General features: G+C 62.7%; 26 protein-coding genes. 11 read left to right on the forward strand and 15 right to left on the reverse strand.

The window, feature by feature from the left end:
* Both GNZ13_RS34260 and thrS read right to left on the reverse strand, forming a co-directional pair.
* On the reverse strand, nucleotides 1-1,268 hold a 1,268-nt coding region (locus tag GNZ13_RS34260; RefSeq protein WP_172172808.1), incomplete at its 3' end, for a UPF0182 family protein.
* A 257-nt stretch (nucleotides 1,269-1,525) separates the two neighbouring features.
* Complete coding sequence (thrS, locus tag GNZ13_RS34265) at nucleotides 1,526-2,740, reverse strand: threonine--tRNA ligase (RefSeq protein ID WP_172172810.1); 1,215 nt, start codon at nucleotides 2,738-2,740, stop codon at nucleotides 1,526-1,528.
* A gap of 385 nt (nucleotides 2,741-3,125) precedes the next feature.
* Between thrS and GNZ13_RS34270 the strand changes: the two genes are divergently transcribed.
* Nucleotides 3,126-3,611: a GNAT family N-acetyltransferase gene (locus GNZ13_RS34270; protein ID WP_172172812.1), complete on the forward strand. Its 486-nt coding sequence runs from the start codon at nucleotides 3,126-3,128 to the stop codon at nucleotides 3,609-3,611.
* 43 nt (nucleotides 3,612-3,654) lie between these two features.
* Nucleotides 3,655-3,981 (forward strand): low molecular weight protein tyrosine phosphatase family protein, encoded by a 327-nt coding sequence (locus tag GNZ13_RS34275; RefSeq protein ID WP_172172814.1) that lies wholly within the window; start codon nucleotides 3,655-3,657, stop codon nucleotides 3,979-3,981.
* 31 nt (nucleotides 3,982-4,012) lie between these two features.
* Here GNZ13_RS34275 and GNZ13_RS34280 read toward each other — a convergent pair whose 3' ends face one another.
* The gene (locus tag GNZ13_RS34280) at nucleotides 4,013-4,597 is read right to left on the reverse strand and encodes a flavin reductase family protein (RefSeq protein ID WP_172172816.1); all 585 of its coding nucleotides are present in this window, start codon (nucleotides 4,595-4,597) and stop codon (nucleotides 4,013-4,015) included.
* Nucleotides 4,598-4,754: 157 nt separating this feature from the next.
* On the opposite strand from GNZ13_RS34280, the gene GNZ13_RS34285 reads away from it, so the two are divergent.
* From GNZ13_RS34285 to GNZ13_RS34300, 4 genes are all read left to right on the forward strand, one after another.
* Nucleotides 4,755-4,907, forward strand: coding sequence for a hypothetical protein (locus GNZ13_RS34285; protein ID WP_172172818.1), 153 nt, complete (start codon nucleotides 4,755-4,757; stop codon nucleotides 4,905-4,907).
* Between the two features lie 6 nt (nucleotides 4,908-4,913).
* The gene (locus tag GNZ13_RS34290) at nucleotides 4,914-5,594 is read left to right on the forward strand and encodes an aminoglycoside phosphotransferase family protein (protein ID WP_172172820.1); all 681 of its coding nucleotides are present in this window, start codon (nucleotides 4,914-4,916) and stop codon (nucleotides 5,592-5,594) included.
* 87 nt (nucleotides 5,595-5,681) lie between these two features.
* Nucleotides 5,682-7,418, forward strand: coding sequence for an IS1634 family transposase (locus tag GNZ13_RS34295; RefSeq protein ID WP_172172822.1), 1,737 nt, complete (start codon nucleotides 5,682-5,684; stop codon nucleotides 7,416-7,418).
* Nucleotides 7,384-7,689: an aminoglycoside phosphotransferase family protein gene (locus tag GNZ13_RS34300; RefSeq protein WP_328807341.1), complete on the forward strand. Its 306-nt coding sequence runs from the start codon at nucleotides 7,384-7,386 to the stop codon at nucleotides 7,687-7,689. Before GNZ13_RS34295 ends, GNZ13_RS34300 begins: the two co-directional genes overlap by 35 nt.
* A 129-nt stretch (nucleotides 7,690-7,818) precedes the next feature.
* Here GNZ13_RS34300 and GNZ13_RS34305 read toward each other — a convergent pair whose 3' ends face one another.
* Together GNZ13_RS34305 and pdxR are read right to left on the reverse strand one after the other, a co-directional pair.
* Complete coding sequence (locus GNZ13_RS34305; RefSeq protein ID WP_172172824.1) at nucleotides 7,819-8,151, reverse strand: hypothetical protein; 333 nt, start codon at nucleotides 8,149-8,151, stop codon at nucleotides 7,819-7,821.
* A 224-nt stretch (nucleotides 8,152-8,375) separates the two neighbouring features.
* Nucleotides 8,376-9,911: a MocR-like pyridoxine biosynthesis transcription factor PdxR gene (gene pdxR, locus GNZ13_RS34310; RefSeq protein ID WP_172172826.1), complete on the reverse strand. Its 1,536-nt coding sequence runs from the start codon at nucleotides 9,909-9,911 to the stop codon at nucleotides 8,376-8,378.
* Between the two features lie 108 nt (nucleotides 9,912-10,019).
* Here pdxR and GNZ13_RS34315 point away from each other — a divergent pair, with 108 nt between their 5' ends.
* A complete protein-coding gene (locus GNZ13_RS34315; protein WP_172172828.1) occupies nucleotides 10,020-10,760 on the forward strand; it encodes a GNAT family N-acetyltransferase in 741 nt (246 codons plus the stop codon).
* Nucleotides 10,761-10,887: 127 nt separating this feature from the next.
* Here the strand turns inward: GNZ13_RS34315 and GNZ13_RS34320 are convergent, their stop codons facing one another.
* On the reverse strand, nucleotides 10,888-11,424 hold the full coding sequence (locus tag GNZ13_RS34320) for a GNAT family N-acetyltransferase (protein ID WP_172172830.1): 537 nt from the start codon (nucleotides 11,422-11,424) through the stop codon (nucleotides 10,888-10,890).
* A gap of 285 nt (nucleotides 11,425-11,709) precedes the next feature.
* Between GNZ13_RS34320 and GNZ13_RS34325 the strand changes: the two genes are divergently transcribed.
* The gene (locus tag GNZ13_RS34325; RefSeq protein WP_172172832.1) at nucleotides 11,710-12,381 is read left to right on the forward strand and encodes a VC0807 family protein; all 672 of its coding nucleotides are present in this window, start codon (nucleotides 11,710-11,712) and stop codon (nucleotides 12,379-12,381) included.
* Nucleotides 12,382-12,709: 328 nt separating this feature from the next.
* Nucleotides 12,710-13,822, forward strand: coding sequence for a porin (locus tag GNZ13_RS34330; RefSeq protein WP_407945681.1), 1,113 nt, complete (start codon nucleotides 12,710-12,712; stop codon nucleotides 13,820-13,822).
* Nucleotides 13,823-13,876: 54 nt separating this feature from the next.
* Here the strand turns inward: GNZ13_RS34330 and GNZ13_RS34335 are convergent, their stop codons facing one another.
* Both GNZ13_RS34335 and GNZ13_RS34340 read right to left on the reverse strand, forming a co-directional pair.
* On the reverse strand, nucleotides 13,877-14,647 hold the full coding sequence (locus tag GNZ13_RS34335; RefSeq protein WP_172172834.1) for an ABC transporter substrate-binding protein: 771 nt from the start codon (nucleotides 14,645-14,647) through the stop codon (nucleotides 13,877-13,879).
* Nucleotides 14,648-14,821: 174 nt separating this feature from the next.
* On the reverse strand, nucleotides 14,822-16,045 hold the full coding sequence (locus GNZ13_RS34340; RefSeq protein ID WP_172172836.1) for a cyanate transporter: 1,224 nt from the start codon (nucleotides 16,043-16,045) through the stop codon (nucleotides 14,822-14,824).
* Between the two features lie 222 nt (nucleotides 16,046-16,267).
* Here GNZ13_RS34340 and GNZ13_RS34345 point away from each other — a divergent pair, with 222 nt between their 5' ends.
* Nucleotides 16,268-17,233: a quinone oxidoreductase family protein gene (locus tag GNZ13_RS34345; RefSeq protein ID WP_172172838.1), complete on the forward strand. Its 966-nt coding sequence runs from the start codon at nucleotides 16,268-16,270 to the stop codon at nucleotides 17,231-17,233.
* 215 nt (nucleotides 17,234-17,448) lie between these two features.
* Nucleotides 17,449-18,027, forward strand: coding sequence for a DUF4337 domain-containing protein (locus tag GNZ13_RS34350; RefSeq protein WP_172172839.1), 579 nt, complete (start codon nucleotides 17,449-17,451; stop codon nucleotides 18,025-18,027).
* Between the two features lie 70 nt (nucleotides 18,028-18,097).
* On the opposite strand, the gene GNZ13_RS34355 is transcribed toward GNZ13_RS34350, so the two are convergent.
* The 7 genes from GNZ13_RS34355 to GNZ13_RS34385 all read right to left on the reverse strand — a co-directional run bounded on the left by GNZ13_RS34355 (nucleotide 18,098) and on the right by GNZ13_RS34385 (nucleotide 23,032).
* Complete coding sequence (locus GNZ13_RS34355; protein WP_172172841.1) at nucleotides 18,098-19,375, reverse strand: RNA polymerase sigma factor; 1,278 nt, start codon at nucleotides 19,373-19,375, stop codon at nucleotides 18,098-18,100.
* A 4-nt stretch (nucleotides 19,376-19,379) separates the two neighbouring features.
* Nucleotides 19,380-19,787: a VOC family protein gene (locus GNZ13_RS52955; protein WP_172172843.1), complete on the reverse strand. Its 408-nt coding sequence runs from the start codon at nucleotides 19,785-19,787 to the stop codon at nucleotides 19,380-19,382.
* 106 nt (nucleotides 19,788-19,893) lie between these two features.
* On the reverse strand, nucleotides 19,894-20,421 hold the full coding sequence (locus GNZ13_RS34365; RefSeq protein WP_172172845.1) for an SRPBCC family protein: 528 nt from the start codon (nucleotides 20,419-20,421) through the stop codon (nucleotides 19,894-19,896).
* A gap of 61 nt (nucleotides 20,422-20,482) precedes the next feature.
* Entirely contained in the window at nucleotides 20,483-20,896 is a 414-nt protein-coding gene (locus GNZ13_RS34370; RefSeq protein ID WP_172172847.1) for a YciI family protein, read from the reverse strand.
* A gap of 155 nt (nucleotides 20,897-21,051) precedes the next feature.
* Nucleotides 21,052-21,399 (reverse strand): YciI family protein, encoded by a 348-nt coding sequence (locus tag GNZ13_RS34375; protein ID WP_172172856.1) that lies wholly within the window; start codon nucleotides 21,397-21,399, stop codon nucleotides 21,052-21,054.
* A gap of 139 nt (nucleotides 21,400-21,538) precedes the next feature.
* Nucleotides 21,539-22,246 (reverse strand): MgtC/SapB family protein, encoded by a 708-nt coding sequence (locus tag GNZ13_RS34380; RefSeq protein WP_172172850.1) that lies wholly within the window; start codon nucleotides 22,244-22,246, stop codon nucleotides 21,539-21,541.
* A gap of 546 nt (nucleotides 22,247-22,792) precedes the next feature.
* Entirely contained in the window at nucleotides 22,793-23,032 is a 240-nt protein-coding gene (locus GNZ13_RS34385) for a hypothetical protein (protein WP_172172852.1), read from the reverse strand.
* Nucleotides 23,033-23,570: the final 538 nt, after the last annotated feature.

Consider the following 23,570-nt stretch of genomic DNA (forward strand, 5'->3'; position numbering starts at 1 on the left):
GGAAGCATCGACGGCTCCAGTTCGCGGGCCGATAGCATCACCTGCCGGTAACCGGCGTCGAGTCGGTAGCGGTCGATGTCGACGGAGAGGAATTTGTAGTAGGTCCTAATCTCTTGCAACTGCGCGTAGGTGTCCATCAGCGGCTGCACATCCCACAGGCGGATGTTGTCGATGGTCGCGCGATTGGCCTCGAGCGAGGCGAGATTCAATTTCTCCTCGGCCGGAAACGGCTTTACCGCGATCTGGGTGAGGCCGTAGGCCATTCGCGTTAGCGCGATATTGTGCTTGATATAGGGCATCTCCAGTTGCAGTTCGCTCGGCTTGACATAGAGGCGCTGGAACAACGCTGGGTAGATCAGGGCGAACACGAACGAAGTGCCGAACACCAGCAACACCGAGGCGGCAGGAATTCGATAGTCCAGCCGGCGCATATTGACCCACGAAGCGACGGCTGCAGCGGCGGCAAGGCCGATGAGCACCCACAAGACCGGGAGTTCGACGTGGATGTCGGTATAGCCGGCGCCGACCACCACGCCGTTATCGCCGTAGAGCAGCAAAAAGCGGTCGAGTGCGTAGGACCAGGCCTTCAGGACGAAGAACACACCGAGCAGCGCCGAACCATGAGCGGCGGCAGCGGCCGAGAGTCGGCACGGCGGCCGCTCGAACGTGATATCGCCGCGTACCCCGTAGACCACGGCTGCAACGATCGCACTGCAAAAGAGCAACTGCAGCAGCCAGTTCTTGAACGTGATATAGGCGGGCAGTGAGAACAGATAGAAGCCGATGTCCTGGCCGAAAACAGGATCGCGGTCGCCATAGGGCACCTGATGCAGGAAGCGCAGCACCAGATCCCAGTTGGAGATTTCGCCGGTGGCGATGAGCAGCCCCAGGGCGATAGCGCTGCCGGCAATGCTGGCGCGCCAGGGAATGCGCGGTGCGAGCTGGTCTGCCAGTTCACTGATGAACTCCGGCGTACCTGAGAGACGGGCCGCTTCCACTTGCCAGCTACCGGGACGCCTCGCGTAACGATGTGCAAGGAACCCCGATGCGGCTATTACGCTCGCCGACGCTGCGAACACGGCGGCAAAGAGGAGCACCTTGGTGGAGACGATCGTCCAGAAAACGTCGACGTAACCGATTGAAGAAAACCACAGCCAGTCGACCACGACGCCGGTGATGCGCCCGACGATGATCAGGCAGCCCACAACGACCGCCACCGTGATCGCGGTGCGTCTGAAGTGCACGCCGGAGCTTGGTTGCCAATGCATCGCCCCTCCTTTGCCGGGACGCCACTTGTGGCTGGCTGCGATCGGGTCTGCTTAAACCGCTGGGCTGCCGTGAACTTGCTTGACCGGCTTGTCGATGCGCCCGTCGAAGCCGGCGCGCGGCCAACGCATGATTAGGGTCATATAAATGATTGTAGTCCGGTGAGGCAGGGGGCGTACGCTCACCCGGTCCCGTATCGCGCCATCATCAAGTACCCAACGTAGAGGGGCAGCTTGCTGCGCCCTCTATCCGCCCCAACTCAGCGCTTCGAACGCGTGGCAGGCGGCAGCGCAGCCAACCGCAAATGCTCGACACCCTCTGCGAGTGCAAGCGTCGATTGCTGCCCGTCGCGCATTCGAATGCTGATCGTCCGATCGCGCTCATCGCGCGAACCTACCGCGACGAAAATCGGCACCTGCTTTTCCCTTGCATCGACGATCTTCTTTTCCAGCCGCTCCGGTCTGCCATCCAGCAGCGCTCTTATGCCGGCATCATCAAGCGCCTGCATGACCTCTTGCGCGTAGGCCGCGTTCGCATCGCTGATCGTTGCGACCACGACCTGCTCAGGTGCAAGCCACACCGGCAGCCATCCTTCGTGATGTTCGAGCAGCATCGCGATGAAGCGTTCCATGCTGCCGAGCACGGCGTGATGAATCATCACCGGCCGCTCGCGTTCGTTGTGCTCGTTGACGAACTCCGCGTCGAGCCGCTCGGGCAGCACGAAATCGAGCTGAATCGTGCCGCATTGCCAGCTGCGTTCACGGCTGTCCGTCAGATGAAACTCCAGTTTCGGGCCGTAAAAAGCGCCCTCTCCTTCGAGTACGTCGAATTCGAGACCTGCTGCACGCGCCGCATTTGCCAGCGCCTCTTCCGCGCGATCCCACGTTTGATCGTTGCCCGCGCGCATCGCGGGCCGCCTGGCGAGCACTACTTTGAAGCCGGGGAAACCGAGGTCCGCATAGACAGCACGCAAAAGCGAACAGAAGCGGCCGACTTCGGTTTCGATATGCGCCTCCGTGCAGAACACATGCGCATCGTCCTGCACGAACGCACGCGTACGCTTGAGCCCTTCAAGCGACCCCGAAGGTTCGTCACGATGACACGCGCCGAACTCGCTATAGCGAACCGGTAACTCGCGATACGACCGCACGCGCTGGTTGAACACCTGCACGTGACACGGACAACTCATCGGCTTCAAACACAGCGCGCGCCCTTCTTCCGCGTCGGCCAGCGAATACATCGCTGCGCCGAACTTCTCCCAATGGCCGCTTTTCTCCCACAACGAGCGCGCCAGCAATTGTGGCGTACGGATCTCGCGAAAGCCCGCGCGCCGCATGCGGGCGCGAATGTAGTCTTCCAGCACGCGGTACAGTTCCCAGCCGCGTGGGTGCCAGAAAACCATGCCGGCGCCTTCTTCCTGCTGATGGAAAAGGTCGAGTTTGTTGCCCAGTACACGATGGTCGATGTCGTTCACGATGACACTCCGTTTGGTTTGATTTTGCAGATACGGCAGATCGGTGCCGCAAACGGAGGTCCAGAAACGCCAAAGGCCCCGTCCGTTTCCGGCGGGGCCTTTGGTGGTTTGCCACAGCTTCTTGCTTCTAGCGTGCGCAACCTCCAGACGACCCGCCTGTGAAGGTGGTCGTCGTGGTGGTGACGGCAGCGAAGGGAATCGAGTGGAAGTCCATGAATCGACAGTAAACGATTTTGTGAGGGCACGTCAATCGCAATCTCGGCGAGCGCCGGCGCTCACTGGTCAGGACAGCAGGATAAACGATACGATAGATGTTTGATCCGAAGCCGACGCATCTTCGCTAAACTTCGATCTACCATCCAACCGACCGACCGAGCACCTCACCTTGACGATCCACATCCGCCCCGCCCACGCATCCGACGCCGCCTTGATTCTCCGCTTCATCACCGAACTCGCGGTGTATGAGAAAGCGGAGCACGAAGTTATCGCCACCGTTAAAGACATCCAAGCGAGCCTGTTCTCTGCTACGTCCACCGCGAAGTCTTTGATCTGCGAAATGAACGGCGAGCCGATCGGCTTCTGCGTCTACTTCTTTTCTTATTCGACGTGGCTCGGCAAACAAGGGCTTTATCTGGAAGACCTGTACATATCGCCGAATTCGCGTGGCAGCGGCGCGGGCAAACAGATGCTGCGCCACCTTGCACAAATCGCATGCGAAACAGGCTGTGGGCGCTTCGAATGGAGCGTACTCGACTGGAACGAGCCCGCGATCGGTTTCTATGAATCGATCGGCGCGAGCGCGCAAAGCGAATGGGTTCGCTACCGGTTGGCAGGGGAAGCACTCACGGCGTTTGCCGATGGCAATACGTGAGACACGCTTGCCCCCGAACAGAAACATAGCCGGGTAATCAGTGATGCGCGCCTTGTTTATCTGCAGCAAGAACCGCCTGCGCAGTCCGACGGCAGAGCAGGTGTTCGCCAGTTGGCCGAACGTCGAAACTGATTCGGCCGGTCTCGGCGCAGACGCCGGTGTGCCGCTTTCGCCCGAGCAGGTTCGCTGGGCCGATCTCATCTTTGTGATGGAGAAAGCGCATCGCGCGAAGCTGTCGGCAAAATTCCGCGCGTGTCTGAACGGCAAAAAAGTGATTTGCCTCGACATCCCCGACGACTATACGTTCATGCAGCCCGAGCTCGTCGCGCTGCTGGAGCAAAAGGCGGGCAAATTTCTGCGGCAGAAATAGCGGGCAGCGTGGGCGCGCCGCCGCCAATCGATTAGTCCGCCACCCCGCTCGCTACCGGCTCGACTTCAAACGCCTCGCCCGTGGCGAAGAATGTCCCACCCGCCACGTAATGGCACGTACGCAGATCGGGGTCGTCGCCGAAATGCCAGCGGTTGTTCGAATACACGCGGCTGTCCGCGTAGGCGGCGACCACTTCGCCAATGATCAGATCGTGCCGCTGGCTATCGTCGGGAATCACCTTGCATTCCATCCACGTGATGCAGCCGACCAGCATCGGCACATCGATTTCTTGTGCGGGAAAAGTCTCGAGGTCGAAAGCGGAGAACTTGTCGAGTTCGGCGCCCGCGTTCGTCCCCACCGCGAGCGTCTGCGCGGCAAATCCGCGGCTCGGCAGCTGCAGCCCGAACACGCCGCTCGCTTCGATCAGTTGCCGCGTGAGCGTGCGGCTGTCCACTACCACGACTACCTTCGGCGGCGTGAAATCGAGCGGCATCGCCCACGATGCGGCCATCACGTTCGAGCGGCCGCCGTGCGCGCTCGTAATGATCGTGACGGGTCCATGATTCAGTAACTGCGTGGCTCGCGACAATGCGACGGGTTCCCGGGTGACTTTCATACGTGCTCTTCCGCGTCAAATGGATCAGGCAGATTGTAGCGGGGACGCGCCAAGCACGTGAGACGGGCCGCCATGAACGGCGCGAATCTATATACGAGCGCCATTTCCAGGAGATCCAGGCGAGAATGCAAAACCACCACAAACCGTTGGAGAGACCGTGCTCATCGTCTGCTTGCATACCGCTGACAGCAATATCGCCGTGTTCGAAGCAGCCGCCCGAGCCGCCGGATTCAAGGCGCTCGAGTTGGCACACGTGGCTCGAACCGACTTCCTCGCCGCCGCGATCCACGCAGCCACACTCGCAGCCTGAAGCGCGATGTTCGCCGAGTACATCGTCAAGTGGGACTTGCTGCCGGACGGTGAGCCAATTCGCACGCACAGCAGTCGCCTGCTGCCGGTGCGTCAGCATGGCGTCGCCGCGATGCTGAAAGTTGCGCAGGAACCCGAAGAGAAATTCGGCGCGCAGTTGATGGTGTGGTGGGACGGTGACGGCGCGGCCCGCGTGCTCGCCCACGATGCCGATGCCCTGCTGCTAGAGCGCGCCAAAAGCAACCACTCGTTAGCGGATCAAGTCCGTACAGGCGACGGTGAGACGGACGACCACGCCATCGACGTCCTCTGCGCCGCCGTTGCACGACTCCACGCACCGCGAAGCAAACCCCTGCCCGAACTAATCGACTTGCCGCGCTGGTTCCAGAGTCTCTGGCCCGCAGCAGAGCAATACGGCGGCTGGCTTGCCGAGAGTGCCGCCGCAGCACAAGCACTGCTCACCGCGCCACAAGAGCTCGTCGTGCTGCACGGCGACATTCATCACGGCAACGTGCTCGATTTCGGCGCGCGTGGCTGGCTGGCGATCGACCCGAAAGGCCTGTATGGCGAACGCGGTTTCGACTACGCGAACATCTTTTGCAATCCGGATCAGGCGACAGCGCTAGTCGGAAGTTCCGCCCATCTTGTAGTCTCGTTGATGGCGGCAAGTGCCTGTCGGGCCTCATGATTTGATCGGGCGAACGCTATTTTTTTAGTTAAATTTGTAGTCACTAAAATATTTTACTTTAGATGATTTTTAACTATATTTAGCCATATGCCAGCGCGAACCGGAACCGCCCACGTCGTCACCACGACCCGCAAGTACAAGGGGCAGATCTATCGCACGCACCTGCTGCGGCGCAGCTACCGCGAGGGCGGCACCGTCAGGAACGAGACGCTGGGCAATCTCTCGCACCTGCCTGAGCCGCTGATCGAGATCATCCGTCGCTCGCTGCAGGGCGAGACCTTCGTGCCTGTGGCGCAGGCCTTTGAGATCACGCGCTCGCGTCCGCACGGCCATGTGCAGGCCGTTGCCACGGCAATGCAGCGCCTGGGGCTCGCCTCGTTGGTTGCCTCCCAGCCCTGTCGCGAGCGCGAACAGGTACTGGCCATGATTGCCTCGCGCATCGTGGCGCCCCACACGAAGCTCGCCACCACGCGCTGGTGGCACACCACGACGCTGGCCGATGACTTCGGCGTGGCCGATGCCGATGAGGACGACCTGTACGCCGCCATGGACTGGCTGCTCGCGCGTCAGGACAGGATCCAGAAGAAGCTGGCCTCGCGCCATCTGTCCGCGGGCGGCCTGGTGCTCTACGACCTGTCGTCGAGCTACTTCGAAGGCACCACCTGTCCGCTGGCCCGGCTCGGCTACAACCGCGACGGCAAGAAGGGCCTGCTGCAGGTCAACTACGGCCTGCTCACCGACGCGCGCGGCTGCCCGGTGGCGGTGTCGGTGCACGAGGGCAATACGGCCGACAGCCGCACCTTCATGCCCACGGTGCACAAGTTGCGCGAGGACTTCGGCATCGAACGCATGGTCATGGTCGGTGACCGGGGGATGGTCTCGCAGAAGGCCATCGACGAGATGCGCGAGGCCGACGGCATCGGCTGGATCACCGCGCTCAAGAGCGCATCGATCCGTGCGCTGCTCGAGCAGGGGCAGCTTCAGATGGACCTGTTCGATGAGCGCAATCTGCTCGAACTCAGTTCTCCGGACTACCCGGGCGAGCGCCTGGTGGCCTGCCGCAATGAGGCGCTGGCCCGGCTGCGCGCGCACAAGCGTGAGGAACTGCTGGCGGCCACCGAGCGCAACCTCGAGAAGATCAAGGCCCGCGTGGACGCAGGCAGGCTCAGCGGTCAGGACGCGATCGGCGTGCGGGTGGGCAAGATCATCAACCAGTACAAGGTGGCCAAGCACTTCGATCTGAGCATCACCGACGCCGCCCTGTCCTGGACGCGCAAGCAGGACAGCCTCGCGAGCGAGGCGGCGCTGGACGGCCTGTACATCGTTCGCACCTCAGTGCCCGCCACGCAGATGGATGCGCCTGAGTGCGTGCGCAACTACAAGTCGCTGGCCAACGTCGAGCGGGCCTTCCGCTCGCTCAAGACCATCGACCTGAAGGTGCGCCCGATCCACCACCGCACGGCCGATCGGGTGCGCGCGCACATCTTCCTGTGCATGCTTGCCTACTACGTCGAGTGGCACCTGCGTGAGGCCTGGCGCGAGTTGATGTTCGCCGATACCGAGCAGCAGGCCAAGGCCACGCGCGACCCCGTGGCGCCAGCCCAGCGATCCGCGTCGGCACAGGCCAAGGCCGCTACCCATTGCCTCAGCGACGGCACGCCCGCACACAGCTTCGCCACCTTGATGGCCGAGCTCGCGAACCTCGTGCGCAATACCTGCCGCACCCCAAACGCCGGGCCCGACGCGCCCACTTTCGAGCTCACCACTACTCCTGAGCCCTGGCACGAACGTGCTCTCGCGCTCGTCCAGGCGATCCGCCCGTAGACAGAAAACCAAACCCCGACTTCAAGCCAGGCGCTTGAATCACAAAGGAAACTTGCCTATCTCGCGGCGGAATCTCAGGCTAGTACCAGGGCGGTTCGAGCGTCGCGTCGAACGCGTGGCGCAAATCGCCGGGCTCGACAGACGCCGTTTGCTGCAATGGATTCTCGCGTGGTCGGGTTTGTCCTCGGCGTGGATTCTCGAAACGGGCGAGACGCCGGACATCGACGTAGACATCGGCAGAATGGCGGCCGAAGCGCTGAAGCAGAAGTAACTGCTGGGAATTGAAAAGGAAACAACTATCCTGGACGTGGCCGCTAACCGCTAGATCCTGCCAATCCTGGTCGGCGAGCAGACATCGGTGGGCGGCAACCAGTAAGCCGCCGCCCAAACATTCCGTCAGTCAATGCGGGGCTTTGCCGTTGGGCATGGCATCCAACGGTTTGTGCTGTTCTTCGCCGAGTCCTGGGAAAAACGCGTTCCATGCAGCGCGCACGCCTTGAGCCGCGGTGGCCTCCCCGCTGATCGATTCTGCCTCGCCGTCGGCAGCTTTCGACGGGTCGGCGGAGAGGCCGCGCCAGTGCGTGAACACCAGCAACGGTTTCTCAGTCCACACGCCGTCGCCATATTTCGCAAACGCCGTGTCCCCGCTCGTCAACTGCACTTCGTACCAGCCTTCACGGACAGGTGTATGAGCAGCAAGCTCAAACCAAGCGGTCGGTTCGATTTCCTTCATGTCGTCTCCGGTCGGAAAGATCGTCATAGATAACCACAACAAAGGCATTCTTCATGCCCGCGCCCGGTGGCGGCCTGGCAGGCGCGAGCCGCATGTCACGCGATGTTGCAGGTTGGTGCGCTGGGCATGACCTGCGGGCGATTCGTCGACGTCGCGCACTTCGAATTCGCCGCGCATAAACGACACGATAGCGCGACATGGGCCGCGCGGACAAACGCAAAAACTTACACGGCGCGCCGGGTCGCCGCCCCGCTTGCCGACTCGCGGCTGGATTCGCTTCTGGACTCGCCGGCCATCTCGCGCACCAGCTCGGCCAACACGCGGACAGCGGGCGCCAGTTGCCCGGCTGGCGTGTTGCCGTAGCCGATCACCAGGCCGTTCGTCTCCTCGCGCTGCTGCAGCGCAAAACCTGACAGCGCGCGCGGATTGAGCCGCTTGGCGAGCGCGCGTTCGGCGAGGGTCCGATCGGAAATAGGCGGCGGCAAGCGAAGCGTCAGATGCATGCCGCAATTGCCGCCCAGAATCTGCGACGGCGCGAAATGCGCCGTGAGCGCATCGCGCAGCGCCTGCTGGCGTTCCCGATACAAGCGCCGCATGCGGCCCAGATGCCGCCCGAATTCCCCGCTGTCGATGAAGTGCGCCAGCGCCAGTTGCTCTAGGCGATGCCCGCCGCGCAGCATCTCCTGCAACGCGGCAGCCGTGTGCGCGGCGATGGCGCACGGCAGCACCACGAAGCCGATGCGCAGCGCCGGAAACATCGTTTTGCTGAACGAGCCGACGTACAACACCGGCGCGTCCTCGACCAGCCCTTGCATGCTGGCGATCGGCTCGCCGGTATGGCGGAATTCGCCGTCGTAGTCGTCCTCGATCAGCCAGGCGCCGCAGCGGCGCGCCTGCGCGATCAGCTCCAGCCGGCGCGCCACCGACAACACGGCACCGGTCGGATACTGGTGCGCAGGCGACGTGTAGATCAGCTTCGGGGGGTGCGTGCGCCACGCGTCGGGCGGCACCGCGATGCCTTCGGGGTCGACCGGCATCGGCAGCATGGTCAGATCGCCGAGATTAAAAGCCTCCTTGGCGCCGCGATAGCCCGGATCTTCCACCCACACGATGTCGCCCGGATTGGTGAACAGCCGCACGCACAGGTTCAGTGCTTCCTGCGCGCCTTCGGTGATGATCACCTGCGCGCCCTCGCACCGCACGCCCCGCGCCATCCGCAAATGCGCAGCGATCGCGTCGCGCAACGCCGGTTCGCCCGCCGGATTGCCGTAGCCGAGCGCGAGCGGCAACGCGCGCTCCATCGAACGTTCGAGCGCGCGCCGCCAGGCGGCCAGCGGAAAGCGGTCCAGCGCGGGCGTGCCGGGTGTCAGCGGCAAGGTGTTGTCGGCATGGGTACGCGTCGCCGCGAATTGCTCGACGCGCGTCGCGTAGGCGATCTCCGTTGCGGGCGGCAATGTTTGCGGTTCACCGCGTGCAGCCGGACTGGAGAGCGGACTCACGCGCGTGCCCTTTTTGTCGGCTACCACATAGCCGACCGCCGCCAGATGCTCGTACGCGATCACCACGGTATTGCGCGACACGCCCATCTCCGCCGCCAGCAAGCGCGACGACGGCAGCAGCGACCCCGCCGGCAAGCGCCCGGTGAGGATGGCCTGCTGCAAACGCTCGGTCAGTTGTTTTTGCAGCGGCGCGGGTTTTTCGCCGTTACCGGCGCTGGTCGCGGCGGCCGGATCGGCGAGCTGGCCAATGATCTCGATCATCTCGGCTGGACCTATCAAATACTGTTCTGTTGGATCTTTTTAACATACCACGTTTGCCGTATCGTTCTCCATAGACAACGACCACTCACTATCGACAGGAGAGCAGACATGGAACCCAGACGTAACGCTTTCGAGCAGCCAATCGGCGCCCCCGTACCGGACTGGAAAGGCGCCCAGCCGCCTGGCCGCGAGCCGCTGGTGGGCCGCTATTGCCGGATCGAGCCGGTGGACGTCGAACGCCATGCGGCGGACCTCTACGAGGCCTACAGCTCAGCGCCCGATGGCCGCGACTGGACCTATCTGGCGGTCGGGCCGTTCGAGAGCCTTGCCGCGTATCGCGAGCATCTGACGCGCATGGCCGCATCGCCTGATCCGCTGCACTACGCGGTGATCGATCTGGCGACCGGCAAGGCAGTCGGCACGCTCGCGCTGATGCGCATCGACCGCGCGAACGGCGTGATCGAAGTCGGGCACGTTACCTATTCGCCGCGCCTGAAGCGCACGCGCATTGCCACCGAGGCTATGTTCCTGCTGATGAGCCATGTGTTCGACGACCTCGGCTATCGCCGCTTCGAATGGAAGTGCGATTCGCTGAATGGACCGTCGCGCACGGCGGCGTTGCGCTATGGCTTTACGTTCGAAGGGATCTTCCGGCAGGCGATCGTGTATCGCGAACGCAATCGCGATACCGCGTGGTTCTCGATCATCGACAGCGAATGGCCTGCGCTGCGTCCGAGCTATGCACGCTGGCTCGATGCCGGCAACTTCGATGCGCAGGGCAAGCAGGTTGAACGGCTCGTGGACCTGATCGCGCGGCAGCGAGCGGCGGCGAGCGAAGGCGGTCAATAAGGCAGCGGGTTTGCGAGCCGGTTGCATGCCAGCTAGGGAGCCGGCATACGCCGGCTCGTCGATTCCGAAGCTTCATTCATAGACTGAAGTGACTGGCGAGACTTCGGGCAGCGTGCTGCGCTTCGACTCAGGCAACGCCTGCCGTTCGCCGCAGCACGATGGTCGGCTTGCCTTTGTACGTCGTACGAAGTTGCTCGCGATAACCGCACTTGTGCGCGACGCGCAGTGACGGCTGGTTTTCCGGCGCGATGATGCAGGCGGTCTCGCCGTCAGGCCAGTGCGCATCGGCCCACGCGAGTGCGGCGCGCACCGCTTCGGTCGCGTAGCCGCGGTTGTGGACAGCGGGGTCGAGTGCCCAACCGATTTCAGGTGTGTCCATCAAAGAAGGCTCGATCTCGCGGTGGTAGTCGGCAAAGCCGACTTCGCCCAGGAACCGGCCGCTGTCCCTTTCCCGCACCACCCAGTAGCCGTATCCCAGCAGCGCCCAATGCCCGGCGTAGCGCAGCAGGCGCGCCCAGACTTCTTCGCGCGTGAACGGCTTGCCGCCGATATAGCGGATCACTTCGGGATCGGACCACATCGCATAGCTCTCGAGGAAATCGTCGCGCGTGTGCGGACGCATGATCAGACGGTCGGTGGTGAGGAGCGTGGGACGGGTGGGCATAGGCGGGCTGTGGGTTGGTGTGGACGCTTTGGGGTTAAGAAGCGTTGAAGAGTGCCTGGGATGATCGCAGATTTTTTGCGCGCCAGGTTCGCTGCCAAAATCCAAGCGGCGTCCCGGCGGCGCTCGTGCCGCACTGCAAACGCTGGCATGCGAAGGGGCTTCGCCCTACACTCCCCGGATACGCATGCGCAGCCACGTCGGCGCGACAAGCACGGCGAAGACCAGCGTGCGCTACTCGCGCTTCGTTGCTACCGCTTCGTTGCCCCATTTACCGCCGCTCCGTCCATGAAAGCCCGCTTGCGATACCTCTCCGCGCTGATCGTGAACGTCGTCTTGCCGTGGCTCGCATACCGGTTCGCGTTCCCGCACTATGGCCAACTCGGCGCGCTGGTTGCCTCGGCGCTGCCCTTGATCGCATGGATGAGCTGGGACCTGTCGCGCTACCGCCATTTCGACGCGCTTAGCGCAATCGTGCTGGTCGGCATCGTACTGTCGCTGATTGCGATGGCCGCCGGCGGCAGCGCGCGCATTCGAGCGCTAGAAGAACCAATGGTCTCGGGAATGATCGGTGCGTCGTTCCTCGTCTCACTGGTCTTGCCGAAGCCGCTAGTGTTCTACCTCGGCCGCTCGACGAGGGCGCGCGAAGATCATCGCAGCGTCGAAAGCTACGAAAAGCATTGGCGCGAACGTCCGATGCTCGTCGCCTATGTCCGGTTAATGACGCTCGTATGGGGCTTAGGCATGACCGGGGAGAACCTCTTGCGCTGCCTGATCATCTGGCGGTGGCCGAACGATCCGCACTCGGAGTTGGCCTCCGAGGTGCTGCGTTACGGCGTCTATGCCGGCTTAACGGTCTGGACGTTCTGGTGCCGACGGCGCCTCAAGCAAGACGCCATGCGCTATCCAGCCGACCCGGCAGACCCTGCGGATGCCGCAGACCGTCTGGCAAATTCATGAAGCCGCCCCTCACGCCCGCTCGATAAACCGCGCCAGACACGGATTGCGATTGGCCGGCGACCACGCCAGCACCTGCTCGATAAGTGCATTTCACCACTATTCGAATTCCAACTGGCCGTCAGTTGAACATTTAATTTTTGAATGTGATGCAGTCTGGATAACATCCAGCGTCTGACGATGCGGTCTCGCTTCCACGCCCCGACGCCCGAGTTGAATCCTGGACGTAAACGAAAGCGCGCGCGATGACTCCATCGCAGTACGAAGGAAAATCCGATAACGACGGAAATGACTAGATAAAAAAGAGGAGAATAGACAAGTGAGGAAACAAATGAACAGAAAGTTTGGCATGGCGTTCGCAGGCCTAAGCATAGGTGCGATGCTGGCCGGCACGGCTGATGCACAATCCAGCGTCACTCTGTACGGCATCGTCGATACCGGCGTGACCTACACGAACAACCAGCAAGGCCATTCGACGTGGGAAGCGACGAGCGGCAACGAATCGGGGCCGCGCTGGGGCTTGATGGGAACGGAAGATCTGGGCGGCGGACTGAAGACGACATTCCGTCTGGAAAATGGATTCAGCATCGACAACGGCAAATTCGGGCAAGGCGGCCGAATGTTCGGCCGTCAGGCATACGTGGGCCTCAGCAGCGATAGGCTTGGCACGGTGACGCTCGGGCGTCAATACAACTCCGTCCAGGATATCCTCGGCAACCTGCAGATCAGCGGCACCCTCACCGGCTATTCCGCTCACCCGCACGACAACGACGACATCAACAACACGTTCCGCACGAACAACGCGGCCAAGTACGTTTCGCCGACGTTCGCCGGCCTGCAGGCCAACCTGGTGTACGGTTTTTCGAACGCGCCCGGCTTTTCGTCGAACAACAGCTGGAGCGCCGGTCTTACCTATGCGAACGGTCCGTTCAGCCTGGGCGCCGCCTATGCCCGGATGAACAACCCTGCCAGCAGCGCGGTCGGCGCAGTTGCGTCCGACAACTACTACGGCAGCGAGTCGATGTTCGGCACGCCGCTCGGCAGCGCGACGCGCCAACAGATCTGGGGCGCCGGCGGCACCTACGCACTAGGCTCCGCGCTGTTCGGACTGCTGTACACCGGCTCGCGATTCGACGTGCCGGCCGCTTCGTCGCTGCGCTTCGACAACTATGAAGGCAGCGTGGTCTATTACGTCACGCCGTTCGTGGTCCTCGCGATCGCCCAGGTGTATACACACGTGACGCAAGGGCCGCTGTCGGGGCACTTCAATCAGACTTCCACGGGCGCGAAGTATCTGCTGTCCAAGCGTACCGACCTCTACGTGAACGTTCTCTACCAAAAGGCTTCGTCGAGCATCGGTCAGGCTTGGATCGAAAGCGTCTCCGCGCCGTCGTCGACAACGTCGCAGGTTGCGGTCGTTGCCGGCATTCGCCACAAGTTCTGATTGAGCGTCCACGTCAGCCGGCGGACTGCGTTGTCCGCAATCCGCCGGACCCTGTTAGTTATAGACGTCGAACGAGAAGTACTTGCGGGAGATCTGCTGGTACGTACCGTCCTGAAGTATGTCGGCCAGCGCCTTGTTGATCTGCTGGCGCAGATCGTTGTCTTCTTTGCGCACGCCGATGGCGGCGCCGACGCCCAGCGTCTTCGGATCATTCAGCGCGGGGCCGGCGAACGCGTAGTCGCGGCCGTTTGCCGTCTTCAGGAAGCCCAGGTCGGCCTGTACCGACGATTGCAGCGCGGCATCCAGGCGGCCGGAGAGCAGATCCTGGTAGACCAGATCCTGGGTCTGGTAGGTCCGGATGACGACGCCTTTCGGTTCCCAGTAGGTCCGGGCGTAGGTCTCCTGCGTCGAGCCCTGCTCCACGCCGACATTCTTGCCCTTCAGTGATTCGGGGGTCGGCAGGAGGTTCGAGCCTCGTTTTGCCACCAGCCGGGGAGGCACGTTGTCGATCTTGTCGGTGAAGCCGATCTGCTCCATACGTTTATCTGTGACGCTCATCGACGAAAGAATGCCGTCGAATTTCCTCGCTTTCAGCGCCGGAATCATCCCGTCGAACGAGTTTTCGATCCAGACACATTTGGCTTTCAGCCTTTCGCAGATCGCGTTGCCGAGGTCGATGTCAAAGCCCACCAGCTTGCCATCAGGCGAACGGGACTCGAACGGGGCATAGCTGGGGTCAACGCCGAAGCGGACCACCGTCAGGTCTTTCGCATACCCAGCACCGGCCGCAAGGGCGAGCGCAACTGCAATCACAAGCTTTTTCATGAAGTCTCCAGTTTAATGATAAGTAATGCTTATCGTAAGAAAGGTGCGGCGGCCTTGCTTTGGTTCCGGTTAGCAGCCGGCCCCGCTGCATAACCGGTGATCGGGCTCGAGGCGGACATGACATCGGATTCGCACCTGCCTGAACCCAATCAGGCTCATGTCACGGGATACCCGTCACACGCGGTCCATGCTGCGCCGGTAGCTGGCCGGCGAGAACGCGGCGGTCAGCACGCCCATCGCCATGACCACCGCAAGGTGCATCGTCCATGCAGTGGCAAAGCTGCCGCCGACATCGCGCAGCCAGCCGATCAGCCAGGGGCCGGTTGCGACGATCAGGAAACCCACCCCCTGCACGAACGCAGCCAGCGCACCGGCGCGCTGGGCGTCGGGCAGATGGTCGAGGGTCACGATCAGGCTCAACGAGAAGAAGCCGCCCAGACCCACGCCTGCGCACGCCACCAACAACCACGGCGCGAGCGCCGGCACCAGCGCAAAGCCGGCGAAGCCTGCGGCCTGAAGCGCGAGGGTCAGCCACAAGGCCCCGCGCTTGTCCACGGCGCGGCGGACTAGCATCGGCATCACGAGCGCTCCCGCCGCCTGGAACACAGCCATCCAGGCGAGCAGGTTGCCGCTCGCCTGAGGACTCATGCCGGTTTGCCGGTAAAACGATGGCAGCCACGCGACCAGGCTTGAATAGCCGCTGTTGGCGAGACCGAAATACGCCGCGAGTTGCCAAGCTCGCAGATTGCCGAAAAAGCCCACGATCGGGACCCGCGCGGTGCCAGACGGGGCTGCGCCGGGCGGCGCACTCGTGAACCACAGCGCGAGCGTGCCGAGTGCCGGCACGGCCCACACGGCGAGTGCGAGATGCCATCCGCCATGCGCGGCGAGCCAAGGGCTCGCCACCGCGCCGAATGCTCCGCCGCCAACCAGCGCCGCCGAGTAGAGCCCCATCGCGAGCGGCACCCGATCGGGAAACCAGCGCTTGGCGAGGCCCGGCATCAGCGCCTGGATTACCGCCACCCCGGCGCCGGCGATGCCGGCGCCGGTGATCAGGCTTGCGCTGCTGCTTGCCCATAAGCGCGATGTGCAGCCGGCGGCGAGCAACAGCAGCGCGGCGGTCAGGGCGGGCTTCTCGCCGAAACGCCGTGCCAGCCCAACGCCCATGCCGGCGACCACGCCCATCAGGACGAAAGGCAATGTCGTCAGCATCGCGGCGGCCCGGAAGCCAAGGCCGGTGTCGTTGCGCACAATCTCCAGCACGGGACCGACGGAAGTCAGGAAGGGGCGCAGGTTAAGGCCCACCAGCACCACCAGCGCCAGCAGGACCAGTGCGCCGGGCGACCCCGCGACCGTGCGCGACAAGCGGGTCGCGCCTGCTGTGTTGGAATCAGTCATTAGGATGCCCCCTTAGGGTCTGAAAACCGGCTGGATCATCAGCCCTGTCGGAAGGGTAAGGGGCGACGCCATCATGTGGAAATTAAATATTCGACTGACCTCCAGTGCGGAACGCAATGGCTTCGGCGCCGATGGATTCCGTGGTGCTGCGAAGCCTTGGTCACTTAGACTACGCTCATCGGCTGCACGACGCAGCGCAAAACCCGACAAGAGTGACACGCAATGAAAGCCATTCAGTTCAAGACTTTCGGCAATCCCGAGGTGCTCGAATACGTCGATCTGCCGACGCCCCAAGCCGACGCGGACAGCGCCGTCCTGCAGGTCAAGGCGGCCTCGGTGAATCCGAGCGACGTCAAGAACGTGTCCGGCCATTTCGAACACACCGTCCTGCCGCGTACGCCCGGCCGCGATTTCAGCGGCGTCGTGGTGGACGGCCCGCAGGCATGGCTCGGCGCCGAAGTCTGGGGTACCGGCGGCGACATCGGCTTCACACGCGACGGCACGCACGCCGGGTTCATCAAGATTCCGCTCGCCGCCCTGTCGCGCAAGCCCACCACGCTCAACCACAAGGAGGCCTCCGCGATCGGCGTGAACTTCGTGGTCGCATGGCTCGGCACGGTCGAGTACGCACACCTGCAAGCGGGCGAGACGATTGCCGTGATCGGTGCGGGCGGCGGCGTCGGCGGCGCGGTAGTGCAGATCGCGAAAGCGCGGGGCGCTCGCGTGATCGCCGTCGCCCGTCATCCGCTTTCCGCCGATACGCCCGCGGGCCGGCTGATCGACGACTACGTTCCGCTCGACGAAAACGTGACCGGGCGCCTGAAGGCGCTAACCGGCGGTGCTGGCGCGGACGTGGTGTACGACACGGTCGGCGGCGTCGCGTTTCAGAGCGCACTGAGTCTCGTCAAGCATCGCGGCCGGGTGCTGGAAATCAGCGCCACGGGTCAACGCCGCGTGGAATTCGACCTGATCGATTTCTACCACAACGAAACGCAATTGCTCGGCGTGGACAGCGCCAAGCTGGGCGTCGCCGAGTCGGCGCCGTTGATGACGGCGCTGGTGGAAGGCTTCGAAAGCGGCAAGCTGCAAGGGCCGGCTATCGCGCAGGAATTCCCGCTCGAACGTGCACGCGAAGCCTACGATGCAGTGGCCGCCGGCACGCGCGGCCGGGTCGTCATCACGATGTAATTGCCGAAGCGACCGGCGGGCGTGGCAGCCCGCCGGCATTCATTGACGCCTCTCATTGACGTATCCTCGCGCCGATACCTTTTCCATCACGGGGCGCCTCACGCTAAGATTGAGCCCGCGGGCCGGCGCGCAACGCTTGCAGCGTCGCTCGCGCATGTGCCGCCGCCATGCGCGCCGCCCGGAGATCACAAGAAAAGCTTCGCTCGGAGAATCAGATGTCTGAAGAATATGAAGTGCATGGTCCGCACGACCATGCGGTTGAACACGCCGGCCACCACGACGAGGACCCCTTTGCGAGCCGCATGGCCGTGATGACGGCGATCCTCGCGACGATCGGCGCACTGTGCGCCTACCAGAGCGGCAACAGCGAAAATCTGGCGCTGTACTACAAGAACGAAGCCGCCATTAAAAAGACCGAAGCGTCGAATCAATGGAGCTACTACCAGGCCAAGGGCGAGAAAGAAAATCTCGCTGACCTCGGCGCGGCGCTGTCGCTCGGTAATGCCGACGCGCACGCGAAGTTCGTCGCCGACGTCGACAAGTACAAGCAGCAGAAAGAGCCGATCCGCGCGAAGGCTGAAGCGATCGAAAAGGAAGTCGTGGACAACGACGCTAAAAGCGAAGCGCTGCTGCACGGCCATCATCGCTGGGCGCAGGCCACGACCTTGATTCAGGTGGCGATCGCCCTGTGCGCGATCACGTTGCTGACGCGCAAGAAATGGCTGCGCAATCTGTCGTTCGGTATCGCGGCAGCGGGTGTGGTCACTGCCGTCGTAGCGTTCTTTTCGGCTTGATTGCGCGAATGAAGTTTGCCGCGATGCTCGGCATGGCGTGCGCCAGTTGATCCGATAAGTTGCGTACGGTTCAATGCGCGATGCCGCGCGCGGCACGCTCGAGCAACAACTCGCGCTCGCGCGCATTGCGCGTCATGGCGGCAGCGCGTTCGAATTCGGCGCGCGCCTCTTCCACGCGGCCGAGTTTCTCCAGCAGATCGCCGCGCACGCTCGGCAACCAGTGATAGTTCGCGAGCGCCGCATCGGCCGCGAGCGCATCGACGATTTCCAGACCGGCAGCCGGCCCGAACGCCATGCCGACTGCCACCGCCCGGTTCAACTCGACCACGGGCGAAGGCGCCACCTGCGCCAACGCGTCGTACAACGCGACGATCCGCGCCCAGTCGGTCTCTTCGGCGCGGCGGGCGCGCGCATGACACGCGGCCAGTGCGGCCTGCAATGCATACGGACCGCTCGCGCCGCCCAATGCGTGCGAGGTGGCGAGCGCGGCCAGCCCGCGGCGGATCAAGAGCGGGTCCCAGCGGCTGCGGTCCTGGTCGAGCAGTAGCACCGGCCTGCCCTCGGCATCGGTACGCGCATGGGTGCGCGACGCCTGGATTTCCATCAACGCGACGAGGCCATGCACTTCGCTTTCGTCCGGCACGAGCCCGCTCAGCACGCGCCCCAGCCGCAGCGCTTCCTCGCACAACGCCGGACGCATCCAGTCGTCGCCGCCGGTGGCCGAATAGCCTTCGTTGAAAATCAGATAGATCACCTGCAGCACCGAGGCTAGCCGCGGCGCACGCGCATCCGCTTGCGGCACTTCGAACGGCACCTTGGCCGCCGACAGCGTGCGCTTGGCCCGCACGATGCGCTGCGCGATGGTCGGCTCGGGTACGAGAAACGCGCGGGCGATTTCGTCCGTGGTAAGGCCGCCGAGCAGGCGCAGCGTCAGCGCGACGCGTGCCTCGGTAGACAACACCGGGTGGCACGCCGTGAACACCAGCCGCAGCAGGTCGTCGCCGATGTCGTCGGCGCGTGCGGCATCGAGGGTATCGACGAAATCCGGCACGAGGTGCGCCTCCAATGCGTCGAGATCGTGGCCCAACTCCTCGCGCTTGCGGGCATGTAGCGCTTCCTGGCGCAAGCGGTCGAGGGCGCGGTTCTTCGCGGTCGCCATCAGCCACGCTCCCGGATTGTCGGGCACGCCCGCGTCAGGCCAATGCTCGAGCGCGGCCACCAGCGCGTCCTGCGCCAGCTCTTCGGCAAGTCCCACGTCGCGCACGATCCGCGCGACGTGGGCGATGACCTTGGCGGATTCGATCCGCCAGACTGCCTCGATGGCACGATGGGTGGCCGGCGTTGTCACGGCCTCAGCCCGCTGCCTTGGCGTTCGGATCCATGTAGATCAGCTCCCAGATGTGTCCGTCGATATCTTCGAAGCCATGCCCGTACATGAAGCCGTAGTCCTGCGGCGCGCGCGGCACCGTGCCGCCGGCGGCGAGCGCCTTCGCGACCAGCGCATCCACCTCGCCCCGGCTCTCGCACGACAGGCCCAACAACGCTTCGGTGCTTTCCTTCGGATTGCAAAGCGACTTGCGCGTGAAGGACTTGAACAGATCCTTGACCAGCAGCATGGCGTAGAGGTTCTCGCCGAGAATCAGACACGCGGCCTGCTCGTTGGTGAATTGCGCATCGAAGCTGAAACCGATCGCGCTGAAAAATGCCTTCGACCGTTCGAGGTCGTCGACGGCGAGATTGACGTAGATCTGCTTATGCATGATGAAATCCATTGACCCGCTTGTGTGTTCACTCGTGTGCTCGCTCGCGCAGCGCATGGCGCCGTAGTGCGTCACAGTGCGACGCTTATGCAGCGATCCAGCGTATTCAGTTCGCCTCGGCAAGCGTTTTCAGATTGCCCAGACCGTCTTCGAAATCCTTGCCGACCATCCGGTCCATGCTGATGAACACCTGCATCAGCTTCGACAGAAACGGCGCGGGCCCATGCATCGCCCACGTGACCTGAGTCTCGCCCGCCTCCGGCTTCAGCTCGAATTCGGCGATGTTATGGGCTTCGAACGGCTTGATGAAATCGAGGTTCAACGTCACGCTCGACGGCGCCGCCGTATCGACGATCTCCATCTGCCCCACGCCGACCTTTTCGCTTTGCCAAGCGTAACGGGCACCCTTGCCGCTTGGCGTGCCGCTGTAAGTGCCTTGCGTCGCGGGATCTTTGCGCAGGAACGGATTCCAGCGATTGAATTGATGCAGGTCGTCGATCAACCCGTAGATCCGCTCCGGCGGTGCCTTGATGCGCACGCTGCGTTCGATGCGAAAGTTGTCGGGCCGCGTCGCCGCGTAGATGAGCAGAAGACCCACCGCCGCAACGACGGCGATCAGAATGGCTTTGAGCATGATGAATCCTTTCGATGTGGCCGGATCGGCACCTCGTCCGGCGGCCGGATCGGCGTCGCGATTAATGTTTGGCCGCGTCCACTTTCTGGAAGCGCTCCAGATCCGGGCTCGGCTCGAAGTCCTCGAGTTCATACAGTTGCCGCACTTCGATTTCGCCTTCGGCCTGCTCGCCGAACTGCGCCGGAAACCGCCGCGCCCATTCCATGGCTTCTTCGCGGGAGCGAACCTGAATCAGTGTGTAGCCGGCGATCAGTTCTTTGGTTTCCGCGAATGGACCGTCGATCACCGTGCGCTTGCCGGCGCTGTAGCGGATGCGCCAGCCTTTCGAACTCGGTTGCAGGCCGGTCGCGTCGAGCAGCACACCGGCCTTGGCCAGTTCTTCATGGTAGGTGCCCATCGCGGCCATCAGGGCTTCGTCCGGCGGGCCACCGGCTTCGCTGACGGCAGTCGCCTTCACTATGATCATGAATCGCATCGCAGTCGCTCCTTGGGTGGCGAGTGGTAAGGGGAGAGCCGTTATCTCTTTGCTGGCTTCTTACTCACACGACGAGCGATGCGCGACCGGATCGACATATTTGTCGCGGGCCTAGGGAAAACCCCATGAAGATAGCCGCGAACGGGTGAAACCGCTTAGATGAAGCAGGGTTTGATTTTGCGGACTTCGACGGTGCACCACGAGGCCGCCGGGCAGGCTTGCGCGATCGCCACCGCTTCTTCACGGGTTTCACAATCGAGCAGGAAGAAGCCGCCGATCATTTCCTTGGCTTCGGCGAACGGTCCGTCGAGCAGTTTTGGCTGACCGTCGCGCACCTGCACGCGCACGGCGTCGGAGGCCAGCGATTCGACTGCGAGCAGCTTGCCGCGCTCTTTGAGGTCGGCGGCAAAACGCACCATCTGGTCATAGACCTCGCGCCCCGCCTTTTCGCCGCGTTCAATGCGTTGATCCGGGGGTTCGACGATAAGCAGCAGGTAAGACATGGTGTCTCCGATTGATCGCGCCGTGGACGTGAACGCCAGGCAGGCGTACGACGGCAAAAACGGGCTTACAGTTGGGTTGCGAAAAGCAGTCTAGCAAGCGCGGATGACTCCAGCAAACCCGTTTCACCGCCCGGGCGAATTATTCCGGCGTCGGCTCGGCTTCGAGGCCCAACCAGCTGACGCTCGACACGCCTTTCTCCATGCTCAGGCGGCTGGCGATGGTCTCAAGTTTGGGCTGGTCCTTCGGGTGCAGCTTGAGTGTCGCCGTCACCTCGATACGTTGCGGGTCGTCCTCGTAGTCGCGGCTGGTCAAACTCTGGAACGACAGCGGCGCGGACGACATCGAATTGGATAGTGCCGCACGGATGTGGACTTCGTCGGCTTCGCGGCAGACCACAGTCAGGGTGTATTCCCGCACGAGGTCGGCGGCTGATACCGGGGTGGTATTGATTGCACGGCTGACTTCGCGCAGGACGGTATTCGTGAGAAGTATGACAGCGGTCCCTGCGACGGCGGGGCCAAAGTGCCCCGCACCGCATAGCACGCCGACCGCGGCCGAACACCAGAGCGTGGCAGCCGTATTGACGCCTTGTATCGAGCCCTTGTCGCGCATGATGACGCCGCCACCGAGGAAGCCGACACCAGAGACGACGTAGGAGGCAATTTGCGTTACCCCTGTCGTCCCGGTTCCCGTCAACACACCAAGGGTGACGAACAGACAGGCACCGCTGGTGACGAGCGTAATCGTACGCAACCCTGCTGTTCGTTGACGCATCTGGCGCTCAAACCCAATGACCACCCCACATGCAAATGCAACGAGTAGCCGCAAAACAAAGTCCAGCGTCATGTTTGCCTGTTCATTTCGTATGGAGTGGTGGATAGCTTACAGCAGGGTTGTCGCAAGGCTATCTGCTACGGAGCGACTCTCCGAGGCAATATTTCCCGTAAACCAGACAATGTGACGGAACGTTGATTGGTTTTGCGCCGTTGGCCGGTACATCCGTGGAAACGCGCACACTATCCGCAGCGGGAGGCTCGCAGGTCTCGTGCAAGGATGCGAACATACTCAGCGTTATTGCCCCGACCGAAAGAAGAACGAATCCAAATGCGTGGTTGATGTACAAGCGGTTCATAGCAGTACCTCCTACCGGCTACGTTCAACCTCGTTCGCGTTGTCCAGATATGTACCAGGGCTCGGCGCTCGAAGATTTGAGCGTGCAGAAAACTTCTTGATGCAGCCTGTCTCGCTAACCTCGATGAGTTTCAGTACTGGGCCCGGACCGGTTGCGCCCTTCGCGACATCCACCGTCAGTCCCTGCCGCGTAACAGGCATTCACACGCGTGTTACGCGACAGTATTGGACAAGAGGCGGTTTTCTGTTTTTCTTGCGCAGTTACTCGCGTGCGCCCGATGCCGGTACACCCGATGCCGCATTGACTGTCGAGGCGGAATCGCTCGCATCAGCCGATGCGCTCGAGGCTGCAGCGCTCGTGTCCGACGCGGCAACAGTCGCGGACGCTGCTGACGCATTGCTGACAGGTCCTCCCGCCATGTCATCGTCGTCGTCCGCCTTGCTGCAGGCGGCAAGCGCTAGCATCGCTATCAGCGATGCCCCCAGGAGGAGCTTCTTCATCTTCAGGTCCATTTTCTTGTATGTGTAGTTAGCTAAAAAAGATTTCAGCGCAGCCTATCTGCTCCCACGAACTCATAGACGTTGCAGACACGCTCCTGCCGATACAGATAAGCTTGATGGAGCCTTCAGGACATCGCTCGAATCGTTCGAATCACTCCGATTACCAGGACTGCCCAAACCAGCCCCATCAAGATGCAGGCCCACGCGACGATAAGAAACCATTCAGTGAGGCTGAGTGGTCTGTCTCGTGAAGTCCTGCGGCCGCGCGCCATCCCGCCGTGCGGTCGACGACACCCCGCAAGCCGCACTGCGCGTGCAGAGAGAATTCGATTCCGGCTCACGACATCCACCTTCACGCTTTGAGTTCCCGTCGCCAGGCGACGACGGGATGTTTAGCGAATGACTGAAAGTGCGATCGGCGCGGGCGTTTGTTTTATTTCAGGAACGTCATCTGCACGACCTTCACGACAACCAGGCCAACGGCCAGCAGCAGGTAGCCGCGCAGCACACCCATCCAGACACGCTTGGCCAGCGTGAG

The organism is Paraburkholderia elongata (genome assembly GCF_013177735.1).
Taxonomy (GTDB): Bacteria; Pseudomonadota; Gammaproteobacteria; order Burkholderiales; family Burkholderiaceae; genus Paraburkholderia; species Paraburkholderia elongata.